The sequence below is a fragment of the Salinicoccus sp. RF5 genome (assembly GCF_020786625.1).
Classification (GTDB): Bacteria; Bacillota; Bacilli; order Staphylococcales; family Salinicoccaceae; genus Salinicoccus.
In genome coordinates this window covers 356,507-371,636 of record NZ_JAJGRC010000002.1, presented here as the reverse complement: position 1 = coordinate 371,636, position 15,130 = coordinate 356,507, and the positions used below count along the sequence as shown (strand labels likewise).

13 protein-coding genes are annotated in these 15,130 nt (G+C 50.8%); 5 read left to right on the top strand and 8 right to left on the bottom strand.

All coding sequences use genetic code 11. From position 1 onward, the window contains the following. Window positions 1–17: 17 nt before the first annotated feature. Window positions 18–1,124, bottom strand: a complete 1,107-nt coding sequence (locus LLU09_RS08695; RefSeq protein ID WP_228311398.1) for an amidohydrolase — start codon at window positions 1,122–1,124, stop codon at window positions 18–20. A gap of 100 nt (window positions 1,125–1,224) precedes the next feature. Here LLU09_RS08695 and LLU09_RS08690 point away from each other — a divergent pair, with 100 nt between their 5' ends. Together LLU09_RS08690 and menC are read left to right on the top strand one after the other, a co-directional pair. Then, the gene (locus LLU09_RS08690; RefSeq protein ID WP_228311397.1) at window positions 1,225–2,658 is read left to right on the top strand and encodes a YfcC family protein; all 1,434 of its coding nucleotides are present in this window, start codon (window positions 1,225–1,227) and stop codon (window positions 2,656–2,658) included. Between the two features lie 11 nt (window positions 2,659–2,669). Then, the gene (gene menC / locus LLU09_RS08685) at window positions 2,670–3,809 is read left to right on the top strand and encodes an o-succinylbenzoate synthase (protein ID WP_228311396.1); all 1,140 of its coding nucleotides are present in this window, start codon (window positions 2,670–2,672) and stop codon (window positions 3,807–3,809) included. Between the two features lie 144 nt (window positions 3,810–3,953). On the opposite strand, the gene LLU09_RS08680 is transcribed toward menC, so the two are convergent. The 3 genes from LLU09_RS08680 to LLU09_RS08670 all read right to left on the bottom strand — a co-directional run bounded on the left by LLU09_RS08680 (window position 3,954) and on the right by LLU09_RS08670 (window position 6,337). Beyond that, window positions 3,954–4,583, bottom strand: a complete 630-nt coding sequence (locus tag LLU09_RS08680; protein ID WP_228311395.1) for a LysE family translocator — start codon at window positions 4,581–4,583, stop codon at window positions 3,954–3,956. Window positions 4,584–4,592: 9 nt separating this feature from the next. After that, the gene (locus tag LLU09_RS08675; RefSeq protein WP_228311394.1) at window positions 4,593–5,411 is read right to left on the bottom strand and encodes a metallophosphoesterase; all 819 of its coding nucleotides are present in this window, start codon (window positions 5,409–5,411) and stop codon (window positions 4,593–4,595) included. Between the two features lie 83 nt (window positions 5,412–5,494). After that, the gene (locus LLU09_RS08670) at window positions 5,495–6,337 is read right to left on the bottom strand and encodes an MBL fold metallo-hydrolase (RefSeq protein WP_228311485.1); all 843 of its coding nucleotides are present in this window, start codon (window positions 6,335–6,337) and stop codon (window positions 5,495–5,497) included. A gap of 161 nt (window positions 6,338–6,498) precedes the next feature. Here LLU09_RS08670 and LLU09_RS08665 point away from each other — a divergent pair, with 161 nt between their 5' ends. Beyond that, window positions 6,499–7,440, top strand: coding sequence for an aldo/keto reductase (locus LLU09_RS08665; protein ID WP_228311393.1), 942 nt, complete (start codon window positions 6,499–6,501; stop codon window positions 7,438–7,440). 89 nt (window positions 7,441–7,529) lie between these two features. On the opposite strand, the gene LLU09_RS08660 is transcribed toward LLU09_RS08665, so the two are convergent. Continuing rightward, the gene (locus LLU09_RS08660; RefSeq protein ID WP_228311392.1) at window positions 7,530–8,513 is read right to left on the bottom strand and encodes a Gfo/Idh/MocA family protein; all 984 of its coding nucleotides are present in this window, start codon (window positions 8,511–8,513) and stop codon (window positions 7,530–7,532) included. Between the two features lie 125 nt (window positions 8,514–8,638). Between LLU09_RS08660 and LLU09_RS08655 the strand changes: the two genes are divergently transcribed. Beyond that, window positions 8,639–9,007: an ArsR/SmtB family transcription factor gene (locus tag LLU09_RS08655; protein ID WP_228311391.1), complete on the top strand. Its 369-nt coding sequence runs from the start codon at window positions 8,639–8,641 to the stop codon at window positions 9,005–9,007. After that, on the top strand, window positions 8,997–11,060 hold the full coding sequence (locus tag LLU09_RS08650) for a heavy metal translocating P-type ATPase (protein WP_228311390.1): 2,064 nt from the start codon (window positions 8,997–8,999) through the stop codon (window positions 11,058–11,060). The genes LLU09_RS08655 and LLU09_RS08650 overlap by 11 nt, the downstream gene beginning before the upstream one ends. A 47-nt stretch (window positions 11,061–11,107) precedes the next feature. Here LLU09_RS08650 and LLU09_RS08645 read toward each other — a convergent pair whose 3' ends face one another. From LLU09_RS08645 to LLU09_RS08635, 3 genes are all read right to left on the bottom strand, one after another. Continuing rightward, window positions 11,108–12,340: a hemolysin family protein gene (locus LLU09_RS08645; protein WP_228311389.1), complete on the bottom strand. Its 1,233-nt coding sequence runs from the start codon at window positions 12,338–12,340 to the stop codon at window positions 11,108–11,110. A gap of 161 nt (window positions 12,341–12,501) precedes the next feature. Next, entirely contained in the window at window positions 12,502–12,711 is a 210-nt protein-coding gene (gene copZ / locus LLU09_RS08640; protein ID WP_228311388.1) for a copper chaperone CopZ, read from the bottom strand. Window positions 12,712–12,745: 34 nt separating this feature from the next. Beyond that, window positions 12,746–15,130: a heavy metal translocating P-type ATPase gene (locus tag LLU09_RS08635; protein WP_228311387.1), complete on the bottom strand. Its 2,385-nt coding sequence runs from the start codon at window positions 15,128–15,130 to the stop codon at window positions 12,746–12,748.

Here is a 15,130-nt window from a genome sequence, read left to right as displayed (position 1 = left end):
TCCCCTCTTTCCACGGATCATTTCACATTCAGTATCGCCTGATACAGTATCTCCGCCCCGTTTGACAGCGCAGAATGTTCGAACGTCATATTCGGGTGATGGAGCCCCGGCTTCAGATCACAGCCGAGCCCGAGCATGGCACCTTTCAATTCCGGCATCTTGACAGTATAGTAGTGGAAATCATCCCCGCCACTTGTAATGATCGGCTCAAGGCACTTCTCCTCTCCAAGCACGTCCACTATCGAGTTGCGGAGTACATCAATTGCGTCCTGGTGACTCTCGCTCGCAACAATGCCGGAGAACTCCATATCTTCGATCTTCACATCATATATTTCCTCTATATTCCTCAAAATGGTGAAGACGCGCTCTTTCAGCTTCTCCATCTGCTCGTTTGTCTGCGCACGCATATCAATCCCGCATTCAGCACTCCCCGGTATGATGTTCAGCGACTTGCCTCCGGCGAGGAAGCGCGTCATCTTGACCGAGGAGGGGACGACAGGATTGATGTGTATTTTGGAGAGCATATTGACGATATCCGTACCGACCTCGATGGCATTATGATTCAGGTGCGGCCTCGCACCATGTGCATCCTCACCGACGATCTTGAATTCAACCGACCCGGCAGCACCATGCTCGATGCTCGGTGCGGCAAATCCATTGACGGCCTCCTCTATCGGTCTCAAATGGATGCCGAAAAAGTAGTCCAGGTCATCCACGACCCCTTCGTCCACAACGGACAGCGCACCCGTCCCGACCTCTTCCGCCGGCTGAAAGATAAAGCGCACGCCTCTCGATTCAAGCGCAGGGTCATCCTTTATTTTCAGCATCGTACCGATGACCATCGAAGTGTGCGCATCATGGCCACAGGAATGATTGGCCTGCTTGACGCCATCCACTTCCTGGAACAGTGCATCTATATCCGCCCGGATGCCGATGATTGGGTTGCCTTCATCAAAATTCCCGACATCGCAATAGAGCCCTGTCGTATTGCTGAATTTGACAGGGCTGAATCCAGCATCCTCCAGGTAGTCGTATATGTACGCCGTCGTCTCCGTCTCCTCATAGCTCAGTTCAGGGTGCGCATGCATATGTTCGAAAACTTCTTTCATTTTTTCTTCAATCACGTTTTTATCTCCTTTCATACAAACCATTGAATAATCATTCACTCTTCCTTATAATACATTATAAATTACTTGAAAATTCAAACAAGGGGGGTATTTGATTATGAGCAACAATGATTCGACTGAAGAAAAGGATGGAAAACGCGAAAAGAGAGGATTCCGCCTCCCGGATGCCTACGCGATACTTTTCTTCTTCCTCGTGCTGGCAGCAGCAGCTACATACATAATTCCAGCAGGAACCTTTGAAACCGAACAGTCTGCAGAAGGCATCGACGTCATCATTCCAGGCACCTACAGCATCATCGAGTCAAACCCCGCCGGATTCCTCGATATCTTCAGCGCAATCGTCGAGGGACTCGTCAGTACAGCGAACCTGATCTTCCTCGTTCTCATCATCGGCGGTGTATTCGCCGTCATCGAACAAACCGGTACCATTGATGCACTGGTCACTAAGATCATCCGCATCACAAAGAATAAGGAATGGCTGCTCATCGCGCTCGTCATGATCGTGTTCTCCATATTCGGCACACTCGGCATCATCGTTAATGCTGTCATAGCCTTCATCCCACTTGGCATCATCCTTGCCCGCTCGATGAAGATGGATGCGATCATCGGGGTCTCGATCATATATCTCGGGGCCTATGTCGGATTCGGTGTAGCCATCCTCGATCCGCTCACAATCGGTTTTGCCCAGGAGATCGCCGAAATCCCACTCTTCTCCGGCGCGCCAGAACGTGTCGTCATGTACCTTATCACGCTTGCAGCAACGATGGCCTATGTCATCTGGTATGCCAACCGCATCAAAAAGGATCCTGAACGTGGCATACTGAAGGACAACCCTTTCCCGAAAGACCCACCTGAGGCGGAAGGTCTCGGCCAACAGGATATGAAACTGAAGCACATTCTCGTTCTTCTCGCATTGGCTGGAGGCATTGGGGCCTATGTTACGGGAGTTTTCGTGGCAGATTGGAGCCTTGGTGAAATGTCTGCCGTCTTCCTCGTCATCATGGTGGCCACGGCACTCATCGGCAGAATCCATGTGAATGAAATGATATCCACTTTCATCGAAGGGGCGAATACCGTTCTCTACGGCGCCCTCATCATTGGGATGGCCCGTTCCATCGTAGTGCTGCTCGAGCAGGGCATGATCCTGGACAGTATCGTCAATTTCATGGCCATCATCATGGATCCCTTCTCAAGCACAATGGGGGCGATCATGATGTTCATCGCCAACGGCCTGTTCAACCTGATCGTCACTTCCGGCAGCGGCCAGGCCGCCATCGTCATGCCGATCATGGCTCCGCTTGCAGACATCATGGACTTCCCGCGCCAGATTGCCGTACAGGCCTATACGATGGGTGACGGCTTCACCAACATCATCACACCGTTGTCCGGCGTCCTGATGGCAAACCTTGCCATCGCAGGCGTTCCATATACAAAATGGTTCAGGTTCGCCCTACCGCTTGTACTTATCTGGTATGTCCTCGGCATTATCTATATAATTGTACTTGTAGCAATAAACTGGGGTCCAGTATAGGAGGAAGAACAATGAATATTAAAGAAATCAAACTGCACCAGCTCCTGATGAAGATGAAGACACCGTTCACGACAAGCTTCGGTACACAGCAGGATCGTCACATTACAATCGTTGAAGCGATAGATGACACCGGCCGCTCCGGTTTTGGAGAATGCGTCTCCGGGGAGGACCCGCTCTATTCCGAGGAGTTCATGGACGCATCCATCATTGCGATTAAGAAGTATTTCGCACCAATCGTCATCCATGAAGAAATCAACCATCCGGATGACGTCTGGGAAAATTTTAAACCATTCAAGCGGAACAACATGGCCAAATCGGCAATTGAAGGGGCCGTCTGGGACCTCTACGCCAAACAGAATAACATGACGCTTGCCGAAGCCATTGGAGGCAAAAAGGAGAAGGTCGACGTCGGCGTTTCCTTAGGTCTAGAGGATACGGATGAACTGCTCCTCGAGAAAATGAAGGAGAAGGTCGACGAAGGGTACAAGCGTATCAAGGTGAAGATCAAACCCGGACGCGACGTGGAAATGGTCCGTAAAATCAGGGAGAGATTCGGCGATATCCCCCTCATGGTGGATGCGAACTCCGCCTATACGCTCGATGATATGGAGACGCTTAAGGCACTCGATGAATTCAACCTGATGATGATCGAACAGCCCCTCGCTGCCGGAGATATTGTCGATCATGCCAAACTGCAGAAGGAAATCAAGACGCCGATATGCCTCGATGAAAGTATCGATTCCTATGAAGCAGCACGCAGTGCCATAGAACTCGGGAGCTGCCGGATCATCAATGTGAAAGTCGGCCGTGTCGGCGGCATCACCCAATCCAAAAAGATTCACGACCTGGCAGCGCAGCATGACATCCCGCTATGGTGTGGCGGCATGCTCGAAGCAGGCGTTGGACGCCTGCACAACATCGCCATCACAACGCTCGGCAATTTCACACTGCCTGGTGATACCGCTTCATCCAGCCGGTATTGGTATGAAGATATCATCACGCCGGAAGTCGTCGCTGAAGACGGCGTCGTCGAAGTCAATAGGGAACCGGGCATCGGTGCAGAAGTTGATTTCGGCAAGATGGAACAATACCTGCAGAAGACGGAGTCCATTACAGAAGCGGACACCATCGATATGATCTTCTATGATTGATTGGAACAGAGTAAGAACACGGATGGCGCATGTGCCGTCCGTGTTCTTTCTTGTATTGAATGGTATGGAAGTTGGATGGTCAACTTGCAGTCGTTCCGTTGCGACTGTGGATTGGAGCCCCAACTTGCAGTCGCTCTTCCATATCTAAGCCTCGAGTGCCGTCCTGATGCCGAATAGGATCAGGACTACTCCGGCGCCTTTCGACAGCCAGTTCTGGAAAGTTCTGCTCTTGAGCCATCTCTTCATTATGTTCACAAGTTCGACGACCACGAGGAACCAGACTGTAGAAATCCCAATCAGTATGCCGGCGAGTATGATCAGCTGCTGATTTTCCCCGATGCTTCCGCCAACTGTCATGAACTGCGGCATGATGGTGATATAGAGCAGCAGAACTTTCGGATTGAAGATGTTGCTGATGAGTCCCTGCCTGAAGGATGCCTTCATATGCCCCTTCACCCTACCGCCCCCATCCTTCAGTTCATTCATCGAAACGAGTTGACCGGCTGTGAAGCTCTTGATGCCTATGTAGACAAGGTAGGCTGCTCCAATGTACTTTATTGTGCTGAATAAAAGGATTGAATTTGCGATGACGACCGCCAGTCCGATGACTGCGATGAATGTCCAGAACAGATGTCCGAGAATGATGCCAAGGATGGTCACTCTCCCGGCGTTGCTGTTATAGTTCAGCGTATTCTTCATGATGATCATCATGTCCGCTCCCGGCAGCATGGCCAACACGAGCACCACTGTACTGTATGCAAGCAGATTATCCATTGTCCTCCCCTACTTCCTTTTCAGTTCCATCACGACGATTTCAGGATGGTTGAATACGCGGAATGGGAACCGGCTGTTGCCGAGCCCCCGGCTGACGACCATGTGCGTGCCGCTCTTCTCATGGACCCCTTCGGTATATTTCGGCAGGACGCCCTGGTGGGGGGCGTACAGTCCTTTGACGACCGGCAGCCGTATCTGACCGCCATGCGCATGCCCTGTGAATACAAGGTCCACCGGATATTTGCCGTATACATCAAGCAGTTCGGGGCGGTGGGAGAGTACAATCGTAAAGCGGTCGCCCTTTCCTTCAAGGCGGTGTTCGAGATCCCTCTCAAAGTCCTCCTTAACCTGATGATCCCCATCTTCTCCATAGAACCATAGGTCTTCCATGCCGATCAGCCGGATATACTCATTGCCGATGTAGAGGCGGTCGTTTCGTCTGCTGATGTTCTGCATTCCCGACGCTTCAATCGCCTGCTCCAGCTCATCGAATCTTCTATAATGCGCCTCGTGGTTGCCGGTCACATAATATGTAGGCAGAATATCCACCAGTTGCCTGACCAGATTCATGGAGCGGCGGAAGTTCGGTGTACGCCTGTCGATGATGTCCCCGGTGACGAATATCACATCCCCGTCAATTTTCCTGATCTTCCTGATCAGTTTGGAGGAGCGCCAGCCGAACCAGGCATTGTGGAAATCCGAGACCTGGATGATCTTATACCCATCAAAGGCATAGGGCACATGCTCCGACTCGTGTGTGTAGTATGTAGTGGTGATATCTTTGTCCTCTTTATATAAAAAGCGTGCCGATGCGATTAAAAATCCCAATAGGATTTGAGAGACCTTCATATGGTTACCTCGATTTTTTATCCCTATTATAGAGCATATCGGCACGCCTTGAAACCTATATTCTATTTTTCGTCATCCACGTATCTGCCATGGGAAGGCATGGCAATGTCATCAAAGTTCGCGGCAAGATGCTGCAGCCCCTCACGCAGCTCTTCACCCTGGAGCGATTTCCCATGTCCGAACACCGCCGTATACGGCTCGATGGACTTCAATTTTTCCACCGACGCCCGGGCCGCTTCCCAATCTGTCGTGAAGTAGACCGGAGGCCCCTGGATCTCCTTCTTCTGGACCATCACCTTATAGAGGGAATCCTGCTGGACGGTCACAAACGCATCACCGACAATCAGTGCACCATCAGATTGACGGTAGAAGGATACATGACCATCGGTATGGCCCGGTGTATGGATCCACTCGAAACTTGGCATGTGCGGCACAGTACCATCTGCCGGCAGCGCGTAGACATTCCTGGCAAGGTCGATCGGCTCTTTCGGGAACATCGGTGCCGTCTTCGCCATCATCCCGCCTTCAACGGTAGGGTCCGGGTCAGGATAGGGCTTCTGGCCTGTGAGATAAGGCAGTTCCATCTTATGGGCGTAGACGGGGACATTCCATTTCTCGATCAGTTCTATGATGGAACCGACGTGGTCGAAGTGTCCATGCGTCAGAACAATCGCTTCAGGCTTTGCACCTTCTCCAAAGCGCTTTTCAACCACTTTTATGATTTCATCTGCGGAATCAGGAAGTCCTGCATCCACCAACACAAACTGCTTTTCATGCGGATGTCCGACCATGTGCACATTCACAATCTTATTCGTATAGGTGAACAGGTCCGGGAGCACTTCCATCTCACTGCCGCTTCCCATCGAATACGCAGGTATTTTCTTGTAGTCACTGCCATACTGCATTCTACTCATAACCATCCTCCTTGCTATTTGATGTATTCAACATATATTTACCCGGTATACACCCATCTATTCAAAAATGAAAGGGAACTGGATCCAGGCGGAGATATATGCGTATTTAACCATCCAGCGCATATGGTAGAATGTATCCGAGGTGATAGTAAATGGAAAAGATTAAACTTGGCGGCTCATCACTCGAAGCTTCCAGAATCGTACTGGGATGCATGCGCATCGCCGATATGGAGGACCGTGCACTTGCAAAGCACATCAACAGGGCGATCGAGCTCGGCATCAACCTGTTCGACCACGCTGACATTTATGGTGACGGCGAATGCGAACGCAAGTTCAGTAAAGTGCTCACTTCGGAAGTGAGTCGGGAGGATATACTGCTCCAGAGCAAGTGCGGCATCCGCCACACTGGAGACAGCAACAGAAAAGAAGACCAATACTACGACCTGTCAAAAGATTATATCCTTGATTCCGTCGACGGCATTCTTGAACGGCTCGGTACAGATTACCTGGACCTTCTGATGCTGCATCGGCCGGATGCACTGATGGAGCCTGGAGAAATTGCAGAAGCCTTCGACCGGCTGCATGACAGCGGTAAAGTCAGGCACTTTGGACTCAGCAATTTCCACACCACACAGTTCGACTTCGTGCAGAAGCATACGGACCATAAGCTCGTTACAAATCAGGTTCAGTTCGGGGTTGGTGCACCACATATGATCAACAGCCGGATGCAGGCCAATACACCGTTTGAAGGTGCCGGAGACCGTGACGGCGGGCTGCTTGAACATTCCCGTCTGAATGACGTTACGCTGCAGGCATGGTCGCCCTTCCATTACGGTTATTTTGAAGGCATCATCATGGACGACCCGAAATACAGAACGCTCAATGATGTATTGGAAGACATCGGCCACTCCCACAGACTGACCAAAAATGCAGTCGCTGTCGCCTGGATACTCAGGCACCCTGCCAATATGCAGACCATCATCGGAACAACGAATACATCAAGGCTCGAGGACATCGCAAAAGCCGGGGATATCACATTGTCCCGGGAAGAATGGTACCGCATCTATAAGGCTGCCGGCCATGTGCTGCCATAGACAAAGAAATCTCCCGCCAGAAATTTGGCGGGAGATTTTGTATTATGATTCCGGAATAAGGGAGCAACTGCTTCAAAGTCTGATCTGACTCACTTACTGTCGGCCGGATAGATGATGCCTGCACTTTCCCTTGCCTTTTCGAAGGTTTCCATCACAGACACCGAGTGTTCAAGCCATGCTTCTGCCGCCCCGTGGTCCCTAGATCTATACATCGTTTCGAAATCTTCAAGCTCCGCAACCATGTTGTTCGGATTCTGTCCGAGATCGATCAATTCTTCCTCTCCATTGGCCACCACTTCGACCGAGTCGATGATATTGGCGGAACCATTGACTTTTATGTATCCCGCGTCCCCTTGGAGGAGGATACTGTTCTCGCTTTTTGTATCCTTCGATCCGATGCATGTGGCAACACTGTTCCCATACTGCAGCACGCAGACACCGGATGTATCGACGCCCCCTTCAAATTTGTTCGGGACATAGGTGACCGCTTCCGGCCGGCCAAGCAGCCGGACGACGAAATGCAGATTGTAGATATTGAGATCGGCGAGCGCTCCGCCTGAGAATTCCAGATTAAATACGTTCGGGACCTCCCCGGCTTTCAGTTTGTCATAGCGGCTCGAGTACTGGGAGTAGTTCGCCTGGATGATTTTAAGGTCCCCCACCTTATGCAGTTCCTGCTCAATTGCCTTGAAGTGCGGCAGATGGATGCCTGTTACGGCTTCAAAAAGGAATAGTCCCTTATCCCTGCTCAATTCGATGAGGGATTCGAGTTCCTCCACGGTGGAAGTGAACGGCTTCTCACATATGATATGCTTGCCCGCTTCTAGGGCCGCTTTCGCATATGCATAGTGGAGACTGTTCGGCGAAGCAATATAGACCGTGTCATAACCTTGGTCTGCAAGCATTGCTTCGACATCTGTAAAATAGTTCTGAACCGCATGCTTCTCTGCGAACGCCTTCGCCCGCTCCTCTGTACGTGAATACACACCGTATACTTCTATTCCGTCGACCTGCCTGGCCGCCTCCATGAAACGATCTACGATGAAACCTGAACCTATGGTTGCTATTTTCATTGGAACCCTTCCTTTTTCTGTTTTATCCATAGTTTAACACATAAACTTCATTCAAATACATGCTTGAATAACAATAGGAATTAGATATAATATAATCAAATACTCATTTGAATGAGGAGGATACGATGGAAATAAAAACATGTGATATAGAAAGCGTTGATGCCGACAAGGTTGCCCGGGTGAAAGAAAGTATGGATGCAGATGCCGTGGGAAAAGTGGCTGCCATCTTCAAGGCACTCGGTGAGGTGAACCGCACACGGATCGTCAAGGCCCTGAGCCTGGAGGAGGCACTCTGTGTATGCGATATCGCCACCATCATCGATGCAACCATCGCCACAACTTCCCATCACCTGCGTTCACTGCATAGACAGGGCATCATCAAATCAAGGAAAGAAGGAAAAATGGTGTACTACAGTCTCGACGACGACCATATCCGGCAGATTGTCAGTATGGCCTTCCTTCATCAGGAGGAGCTGACCCATCATGGCGAATGACAAGATAACCTATCGTATCGATGGATTCTCCTGTGCAAACTGCGCCCGCACCTTCGAGAAGAATGTCCAGGAGATAAAGGGTGTCGAGGATGCCCAAGTCAATTTCGGGGCTTCGAAAATAACCGTCCAGGGCGCCGCCACTGTTGAAGATATTGAGAAGGCAGGCGCCTTTGAACAGCTTAAAGTCGTGAATGCCAGCGGTCCTGCACCAGAAAGGCAGTCCTTCCTCAAAAAACACCGCCTGGTCATCCTCTCAGCCATATTGATGTTCATCGGTTTCAGCCTAGTCATCTACTATGGCGGACAGAACCCCGTGACCACAGGCTTCTTTTTGGCCTCAGTCGTCACCGGCGGCTACAGAATGTTCTGGACCGGCTTGAACAACCTGACAAGACTGCGTTTTGACATGAAGACACTGATGACCGTCGCCATCATCGGCGCCGCCCTGATCGGGGAGTGGCCGGAAGCCTCAGTCGTCGTAGTGCTGTTTGCAGTCAGCGAGGCACTGGAGAGATATTCCATGGAAAGGGCCAGGACCTCCATCCAGTCCCTTATGGAAATCGCTCCGAACACCGCTTCATTGAAGACACAGGACGGCATCCGTGAAGTTGAAGTCGGAGATATACAGATTGGGGACACAATCGTCGTCAGGCCAGGTGAAAAATTACCGATGGACGGCGTAATCTCCTCCGGACATTCAAGCATTAACCAGGCGGCCATTACAGGCGAATCACTTCCAGTTGAAGTGTCCGGCGGCGAAGAAGTCTATGCCGGTACGCTCAACCAGAATGGCTACCTGGAAATTGAAGTGACGAAGAACGTCGAAGATACGACCATTGCGAAAATCATCCAGCTTGTGGAAGAGGCGCAGGAGAAGCGCGCCCCGGCCCAGCAGTTCGTCGACCAGTTCGCCAAATACTATACGCCGGCAATCATGATGATTGCGGTGATGGTTGCGGTTATACCTCCTCTCCTTTTCGGTGCCGAATGGATGACCTATATCTATCAGGGTCTCGCGATACTCGTCGTCGGATGTCCGTGCGCCCTCGTCATCTCCACTCCGATTGCGATCGTCTCCGCCATTGGAAACGCTGCAAACAGGGGCGTATTGATCAAGGGCGGCGTGCATCTGGAGAAGATTGGCCAAAGCAGCCTGGTGGCTTTCGATAAGACAGGGACATTGACGAAGGGCGAGCCGCATGTCACCAATTTTGAAACGGCCTCCGGCCGTTCACGTCAAGAAGTGCTCGCCATCGCAGCTGCACTTGAATCCCAATCCGAGCATCCCATCGCCCAGTCGGTCATCAAGTATGCAGAGTCAGAAGGCATCCGTTATAGTGATATCGATGTCAACCGGTTCAAAGCTGTGACAAGCACAGGTATTTCCGGGGAAATAGGACAGCGCTTCTACGAAATCAGAAAGCCTGACGGTGAACCGTTGTCGGCACAGTATCAGGATAACGGCAAGACGGCCATGATCATTACAGAGGACGACCAAATCATCGGCCGTATTGCCGTAATGGATGAACTGAGGGAATCAAGCCAGCCAGCAATAGAAAGACTTCATAACCTCGGTATCCAGACAGCCATGCTGACCGGGGACAACAGCAACACAGCCAGGACAATTGCACGTACGCTCGGCATCGACAAGATATACGCAGGTCTTATGCCGGAAGACAAGCTTGCTACCATCGATGATCTGAAGAAGGAACATACCGTAGCGATGGTTGGAGACGGCATCAATGATGCACCGGCACTCGCGACCGCCAATGTTGGTGTCGCCATGGGCAAAGGGACCGATACTGCGCTTGAAACTGCAGATATGGCACTGATGGGCAACAGCATCCACCATCTCCCGTTTGCCATCGGATTGAGCAGGAGAACATTGAACATCATCAAGGCAAACATCTCCTTTGCCATCATCATCAAAGTCATCGCGCTCCTGCTCGTCATCCCTGGCTGGCTGACTCTATGGATCGCCATCCTGTCGGATATCGGCGCCACACTCATTGTTGCATTGAACGGCCTCAGACTGCTGCGGATGAAAGAGTGATCTATGCAAAGAAGGCGGTCATACCATGATGGTATGACCGCCTTCTTTTATTCTTCCTGCTTGATGATATGCACTTTTCTGATCATCTGATCTTCCATTACAATGACTTCGAATTTCAGGCCAACTTCCTCCAAAGTATCCCCTTCAATCGGGAAGTCATTGAACTCCTTCAGTAGAAAACCTGAAAGTGTATCTTCCTCTTCAGGAATGTCGGTATCGAAGATGGAATTCAGGCGGTGCAGTGTAATCTTGCCATCACATACAATTTCCGTTTCGGTCAATGATTCGACCAACGCGTCATTTCTGAGGTCGGTCTCATCCTCAATTTCAAATCCGAGCATGGATTCTATGATGTCTTCGTGCGTCAGGATGCCTTCCGTGCCACCGAACTCGTCGATGACGATTGCCAGATGGCGTCTTTCCTTCGTCATCTTCCTCAATACATATTCGACAGGCTGGAACTCATGGACTGTCAATGGATCCGAATCACAGAAATCCATGAGGGGCCTATCCGGATCCACAGACCATTGAAGCAGGTATTTGGAGTGGAAAACCCCGATGATATCGTCCATATCCTCTCCATACACCGGGTAGCGTGTAAACATATTATTGATTACATGGTCGCGGACCTCCTCATATCCTGCAGTGGAGGATATTGCTTCCATCTCCGTCCTGGGAGTGGTCAGCACATCCTTTACATTCAGATTGCGGAAATCGAGGACACCTCTGATCCTGTAGGATTCGTCCTTCGCCAGCATCCCTTCGGAATCGGCGATATCCACAATCGTCCGGAGCTCATCCTTGGAGACTGTGCCTGCCCCTTCCAGCTCCCCTTTTGAGAGCACTCTGGCTATCGCATCTGTCAGCCAGTTCAGAACCACTGTAACGGGCTTGAAGATGACTACGAAAAAGGTGATGATTGGGGCTACAGTTTTCGCAATGGGTTCAGGGAATGTTGCAGCAATCGACTTTGGAATGACTTCTGCAAACACGATGATTGTGACTGTGAGCACAGCCGATGCGATTGCCACGCTGATGCCGTAATCAAGTGCCATGGTGGTCACCAGTGTCGGTAATAAGATGTTCGCTATGTTATTGCCGATGAGTATCGTTGTGATGAACACACTCGGCCTGGAGACCAGCCTGAGCAGCCGCTTGGCACTCGCATCCCCATTGTTCGCCCTCGACTGCAGTTTCATCTTATTCACTGCCGTCAGGGCGGTTTCGCTCCCTGAGAAAAACAGGGAGACGAATAGTAATACAATGATCGCAATGATCATTATTTATCCTCCTTAAGTATGGAACTCTGATTATTTCATGATGCCTACTGTAAATGACTTTACTACAGTTTACCACTTATCAGCATAAATGTTTAACCGTTATACAACATCCTCCGCAAAAAAATAGCCCGCCCCTTTCAGGAGCAGGCAGTATTTCCCGTTTATTGTTTAACGTCATAACCTTGATCTTCAATCGCTTCGGCCATGGATGATTCCGTCACTTTGGATTCATCATATTCAACGTTGACATTATTTGCATCCAAGTTCACGTCTGCGGATTTGACACCTTCCAGTTCTGAAAGGGCCCCTTCTACAGCACTCTTGCAATGCCCGCATGTCATGCCTTCTACTTCAATCGTCTTTTGAGCCATTCAAAATCTCCTCCTAATCATTTATATCCATATATTATATCTTTACCCGCTTCAACCTCAATGAATTCGTCACCACACTTACCGAACTGAATGCCATCGCCGCACCTGCAACCCATGGAGCCAGAAGGCCGAGTGCTGCAATGGGAATCCCCGCACTGTTGTAGGCGAACGCCCAGAACAGATTCTGCTTGATATTGTGGATGGTCTTGTGGCTGAGCCGGATGGCCTTCGGTATCAGTGTCAGTTCTCCTCCGAGAATTGTAATGTCTGCCGCTTCAATGGCAACTTCGGTGCCGGTACCGATTGCGATGCCGATATCTGCAGTAGCCAGGGCAGGTGCATCATTGACGCCGTCACCGACCATCGCCACAATTTTACCTTCCTGCTGTACACTTTTCACCTTATCGGCTTTTTCTTCCGGCAGCACTTCGGCAATGACATTGTCGATGCCGACACTGCGCGCGATCGCCTGGGCGGTACGTGTATTGTCGCCGGTCAGCATGATGACTTCGAGTCCTTCATCCTTGAGGGAGACAATTGCTTCTGCAGCACTTTCCTTCACTGTGTCCATGACAGCCACAATGCCTTTGATTTCACCATCGACCGCAACGATCATAGCGGTCTTGCCATCATACTCATACTGTTCCATTTCATTGGATATGGCCGCTTCATCCATATCATTGTCCATCATCAGCTTGCGTGTACCGACAAGTACTTTCCTGCCTTCGATGACAGCTTCGATACCGTGGCCCGGTATCGCTTCGAAATCATCGACTTCTCCAAATTCGACGTCCTGCTCTGCCGCGTAGGCGACGATTGCCTCCGCCAATGGATGCTCAGATCCCTTCTCGGCGGTCGCAAGCAGCTTCAGCGTCTCGGCATCCCCGGTGAAGTCGGTCACTTCAGGCTTGCCTTTGGTGATTGTACCGGTCTTGTCCATAATCACTACGTCCAGGGAATGGGTCTTCTCAAGATGTTCCCCACCTTTGAAGAGGATGCCGCTCTCGGCACCTTTCCCTGTCCCCACCATGATGGACGTTGGCGTTGCGAGCCCAAGGGCACATGGACATGCGATGACCAGTACCGCTATGGAAGCGACAAGCGCCGGTTCGATATTGCCCGGCTGGACGAGGAAATACCATGCCAGGAAAGTGATGATGGCGATGCCGACTACAATCGGCACAAAGTAGCCGGAAATGATATCCGCCATACGCTGGATCGGCGCTTTCTGTCCCTGTGCTTCCTCTACGACTTTTATGATGGAAGCGAGCGCTGTATCCTTGCCGACACGTGTCGCCTCGAATTCTATCGTGCCATTGACATTCAGCGTAGAGCCGACCACAGCACTCTCTGCTTCTTTTTCAATCGGGATGGATTCGCCGGTGATCATGGATTCGTCGATGGCCGTCCGTCCTTTGACGACAGTGCCATCGACCGGAATCTTTTCGCCCGGTTTGACGACGATGCGATCCCCGACGATGACATCTTCCACAGGTATCATCATCTCGTCCCCGTCCCTTACTACACGTGCCTGCTTGGCCTGCATATCGAGCAGTTTGGAGATTGCTGTCGTCGTCCTCGACTTTGCGCGGTGTTCAAGATATTTACCGAACAGGATCAATGTGATGATCAACGCACTCGTTTCAAAGTACAGATGCGGATGATGACTTGAGTCAGCAATCCATCTGGTCATCTCATATACACTGTAGAAGTATGCGGCACTTGTTCCCATCGCAACCAGTACATCCATATTCGCACTGCCGTTTCGCAGGTTCTTGTAGGCGCCGTCATAGAACTGCCAGCCGATGATGAACTGTACCGGCGTAGCAAGTGCCAGCTGGAACCATGGGCTCATCAGGATTGCCGGCATCTGTATGCCGAACAGGTGGTCCAGCATCGTCACGAGGAGCGGGAGTGAGAGGAGGGCCGAGATGATCAGCTTCACCTTCAGACGGTTCAACTGCTTATCTTTCGCATTCACCCTGTCCTCGGCACTCTGCTTCGGTTTCGCTCCATATCCAAGCTTTTCGACACGAGCAATCAGATCCCGATCCGTCAGCATGTTCGGATTGTACTCGATGACTGCATTTTCCGTCGTCAGGTTGACTGTGGCAGATTTGACACCTTCCTGCTTGTTCAGCACCTTCTCTATACGGTTCGAACAGGATGCACATGTCATGCCCGTGATATCGAACTCAGCCTTTTCCATTTCGACACCATAACCCAGTTTCTCGATCTTGCCGGTGATGTCACTGATATCGACATTTTCACTATCGTATTCAACCGTCGCCTTTTCAGTCGTCAGATTGACTGAAGCATCGACGTCGTCCATTTTATTCAAAACCTTCTCTATCCGGCTTGAACATGCAGCGCATGTCATGCCTGTGATATTCAGGTTGACCTGTTTATTGCCGGCCAT

Excerpts from the sequence above, each read along its gene's own strand:
- LLU09_RS08690 (WP_228311397.1), top strand. The coding sequence starts at position 1,225 with ATGAGCAACAATGATTCGACTGAAGAAAAGGATGGAAAACGCGAAAAG.
- menC (WP_228311396.1), top strand. The coding sequence starts at position 2,670 with ATGAATATTAAAGAAATCAAACTGCACCAGCTCCTGATGAAGATGAAG.
- LLU09_RS08680 (WP_228311395.1), bottom strand. The coding sequence starts at position 4,583 with ATGGATAATCTGCTTGCATACAGTACAGTGGTGCTCGTGTTGGCCATG.
- LLU09_RS08670 (WP_228311485.1), bottom strand. The coding sequence starts at position 6,337 with ATGCAGTATGGCAGTGACTACAAGAAAATACCTGCGTATTCGATGGGA.
- LLU09_RS08665 (WP_228311393.1), top strand. The coding sequence starts at position 6,499 with ATGGAAAAGATTAAACTTGGCGGCTCATCACTCGAAGCTTCCAGAATC.
- LLU09_RS08660 (WP_228311392.1), bottom strand. The coding sequence starts at position 8,513 with ATGAAAATAGCAACCATAGGTTCAGGTTTCATCGTAGATCGTTTCATG.
- LLU09_RS08655 (WP_228311391.1), top strand. The coding sequence starts at position 8,639 with ATGGAAATAAAAACATGTGATATAGAAAGCGTTGATGCCGACAAGGTT.
- LLU09_RS08650 (WP_228311390.1), top strand. The coding sequence starts at position 8,997 with ATGGCGAATGACAAGATAACCTATCGTATCGATGGATTCTCCTGTGCA.
- LLU09_RS08645 (WP_228311389.1), bottom strand. The coding sequence starts at position 12,340 with ATGATCATTGCGATCATTGTATTACTATTCGTCTCCCTGTTTTTCTCA.
- copZ (WP_228311388.1), bottom strand. The coding sequence starts at position 12,711 with ATGGCTCAAAAGACGATTGAAGTAGAAGGCATGACATGCGGGCATTGC.
- LLU09_RS08635 (WP_228311387.1), bottom strand. The coding sequence starts at position 15,130 with ATGGCCGGCAATAAACAGGTCAACCTGAATATCACAGGCATGACATGC.